The 2,880-nt window shown below is 62.1% G+C and carries 5 protein-coding genes and 1 pseudogene; 1 reads left to right on the forward strand and 5 read right to left on the reverse strand.

From position 1 onward, the window contains the following. From KAY22_RS27275 to KAY22_RS27290, 4 genes and pseudogenes are all read right to left on the reverse strand, one after another. Positions 1–195 (reverse strand): annotated as a pseudogene (locus KAY22_RS27275) (transporter); the annotation flags it as partial. A 66-nt stretch (positions 196–261) separates the two neighbouring features. Beyond that, on the reverse strand, positions 262–684 hold the full coding sequence (locus tag KAY22_RS27280; RefSeq protein WP_231292908.1) for a hypothetical protein: 423 nt from the start codon (positions 682–684) through the stop codon (positions 262–264). Then, positions 593–955 carry a hypothetical protein gene (locus KAY22_RS27285; RefSeq protein WP_003046437.1) on the reverse strand — a complete coding sequence of 121 codons (363 nt, stop codon included), beginning with the start codon at positions 953–955 and terminating at the stop codon, positions 593–595. Before KAY22_RS27285 ends, KAY22_RS27280 begins: the two co-directional genes overlap by 92 nt. 102 nt (positions 956–1,057) lie before the next feature. Continuing rightward, positions 1,058–1,789 carry a MauE/DoxX family redox-associated membrane protein gene (locus KAY22_RS27290; protein WP_049754754.1) on the reverse strand — a complete coding sequence of 244 codons (732 nt, stop codon included), beginning with the start codon at positions 1,787–1,789 and terminating at the stop codon, positions 1,058–1,060. A gap of 170 nt (positions 1,790–1,959) precedes the next feature. On the opposite strand from KAY22_RS27290, the gene KAY22_RS27295 reads away from it, so the two are divergent. Beyond that, positions 1,960–2,358, forward strand: coding sequence for a MerR family transcriptional regulator (locus KAY22_RS27295; protein ID WP_003046425.1), 399 nt, complete (start codon positions 1,960–1,962; stop codon positions 2,356–2,358). 291 nt (positions 2,359–2,649) lie between these two features. On the opposite strand, the gene KAY22_RS27300 is transcribed toward KAY22_RS27295, so the two are convergent. Next, the coding region (locus KAY22_RS27300) for a hypothetical protein (RefSeq protein ID WP_296626176.1) at positions 2,650–2,880 on the reverse strand (231 nt) is incomplete at its 5' end.

The raw sequence follows: 2,880 nt of genomic DNA on the forward strand, positions 1-2,880 counted from the left end.
GACGATATTGAGTTTCGGGTCGGGCAGCCGGTCGGCGGCGATCGCCGCCGATTGGGCGGCGTCGACGCCCGCTTCGCGGCTTTGCAGTTCGGGTGCCTCCGATGCTGCTCGGCTGAGCGCCGAATCTAGCGTCAGCGGCTCGGCGTGAAGAGCCGAGGGCAGCGCAAGCAAGTCTGCCGTAAAATATGGGCGCATGATGTCCCCCTGCTGTGGACTGGGCGAAAGCCTCCCCGGCGTCTGTACGCCGGGGAAGAAAGACCGTTACCCTTGCGGGGGCATCCTTTGGTCGCCGGACATATTCTTCATGCAGTCCGCCGGACTCACCTTCATCATGTCGCAGTCGCAATGCGCCATCTGTCCCGGCTTGTCCTTGACCCAGACGCGGACTCGCGAGGTGGTATTGGACTTGTTCGGCCCTGGCACCTGGCGGGTCTGCCATTCATGATGGCCGCCGGACGGTTCTTGGGCGAGGACGGGAGCGGCAAGCGTTGCTGCCGCGAGCGCGGCAACGGCAAAAAACGGTTTCATGTTGAATTCCTTGATTGAAAAGCGTGAAACCGCGCGCCGGGACGAGCCGGTGCGCGTCGGCAATTCAGGCAAGAAATAGGGGCGGGTCGGGTTCGGGGCCGAATGTTCTTCCGGCGAGGCGCCGGACAGGAAGCGGATCGAAAGAGCCGGCGACAAATGTCTTTTCGGCAAGGGGGGTAGCCGGAGAGACGACGGCGGGCGGTAGCGCGCAGCCCATCTTGGCGATGCAGTCGAGCGTGAGGCCCTTGCACGGAGCGCTCTTCTGGGATTTTTTAATCCCCATCATCTCCGCGCATTCGTCGCTCATCGCCGCCGCGAACGCCGTCTCGGCCGACGGGAGCGCGGGCGCCGAGGCGAATGCGGTCTCCTGCGCCAGAAGGCCGAGTAAGGCTCCGACAAGAAGTAGAAAGGTGAGCCAGCGTTTCACGGTCGAAGCATGATCCTTGTCAAACTTGGCGTCAATCTAAACCGGGGTGGAGATCCCGCTCACTTGTTCGCCGACTGTCCCGTCGTGGTTACGCCGGACCCGTTAAGAATGGCCCATTGTCATGGCGGCGGGCGCGACCAGCATCCACAGCGCCATGGCGATCATCATCAGATTTTCGGTCAGTGAGATGAAACCCAGCGGCACATTGCTGTCGCCGCCGACGCAGGCGCATTTGAGTTCGCGCTTGTCGATATACACCGCCTTGAACACCGACACGGCGCCGATGATCCCGATGAACAGCGCCACCGGAATCGATATCCAGTTCAGCGCGCCAGAAATCATCAGGATGCCGGCAAGACCCTCCGCAAAGGGATAGATGGTAGCATAGGGTACCCAGCGTTTGGCGAGCAAGTCATAGTTCAGGAACATGCTCGAGAAGCTCTCGATGTCGCGGAGCTTGAGGAAGGCAAGCAACGCCATGCTGAACCCGATAAACCATTCGGCGGCACGGATTGTGAAGGGCGTGCCCGACACCGCTTGGCTGGCGGCCAGCGCCATCAGCGCGGTGATAGAGAAGAGCGCGATGACGGGCTTATAGGTAAGCGCCTTAGGATCGCGGACTTTCAGACCGAGATGGCGCCTCAGATCGTCAAGACCGCCGATCCGCTCGCCTTCGATGAAGGTCTGCGGCGTCGTCGCGACGCCATGTTTCGCCTTGAATGCGTCGGTTTCCTCGCGGGTCGTCAGCCAGACATCCTCGACGTCATAGCCGCGGCTGCGCAACAGATGCAGCGCCTTCAGGCCATAGGGGCAGATATGCTGCTCCATCACCATGCGATAGATGGTCGCCCGCGGCTTGCCCGAAACCGCCGCACCAGTGTGCGCTGGCGCGCTTTCGTTCGCGCGCTGAACCTGCATATTCATCGATTCGCCTTTCTTGATTCCCGATCGCTTCCCGCTATATAGGCTCCGTACCATAGTACGGAGTCAAGGCCTTGCGTGACATGACCATCGGCCAGCTTGCCCGGCAGGGCGGCGTCAATGTCGAGACGATCCGCTATTACCAACGCCGCGGCCTGTTGCCCGTTCCGCCTCAGTCGGCCAGCGCCCCGTCGGAAGGCCGAGTCCGGCGTTACGACGAGGCGGTTCTGCGCCGTCTGCGCTTCATCAAATCGGCACAAGCAGCGGGATTTACGCTCACCGAGATCGCCGAACTGCTCGAACTCGACGCGTCGAGCGATCGCGCGCGAGCGCGCGAACTGGCCGATGCGCGCATCGCGGCGATCGAAAAGACGATCGCCGAACTCGATGCGGCGCGGCGCGCGCTCATGGGCCTGTCGCGCCAATGCGCTGCCGCCGACACGCTCCACTGCCCGATCATAGCGGCGTTCGAGCAGGTCTAGCCCGACTGGCCTTGGCGGCGGATGGTGCTGACGGCCGGTCTCACCTCCCAACTGGTGTCAATCGGTCGCAAATGGTTCCAGCACCCCGGCTACAAGCGATGGGATGGTAATTCCGGCTGCGACATCGAGCAGAAGGCTAGCGCGGATCGCAGCCGCAGGTCTCGCCGCTGCCGCGTCCGGAGTTGCGACGGCCGTCCGAAGTGCCTGGGTCAGGCGCCATCGAATCTCCGCGGCTAGGACCGGCATCAGAGCGAACAAATAGGCTTCCACGGGGAAGACCTGACCATAGGGTCAAGCGAGCGATTGCGTCACGTGCACGGCGCCGACCAAGGCTCCGACGAGGGGCAGAAGCGAAAAGCGCCGCTTCTGGATGAAGGTAGGAGCCTTTGGGCGTTCCGGATCAACTTCATCCTGGCGATCTGAACAAATCGGGGAGCCCAATTCCGATGGTTTTACGTCGCCCGAACCATTTTTGAGGGATGAGTCGTTCTGGTGCGTAATCAATGTCAGTAGGGGATGTTG

This window comes from Rhizorhabdus sp. (assembly GCF_018006725.1).
Taxonomy (GTDB): Bacteria; Pseudomonadota; Alphaproteobacteria; order Sphingomonadales; family Sphingomonadaceae; genus Rhizorhabdus.

Bases quoted from the DNA above. Each gene is read 5' to 3' on its own strand.
- KAY22_RS27290 (WP_049754754.1), bottom strand. From the start codon at position 1,789: ATGGTGATGGAGCAGCATATCTGCCCCTATGGCCTGAAGGCGCTGCAT.
- KAY22_RS27295 (WP_003046425.1), top strand. From the start codon at position 1,960: ATGACCATCGGCCAGCTTGCCCGGCAGGGCGGCGTCAATGTCGAGACG.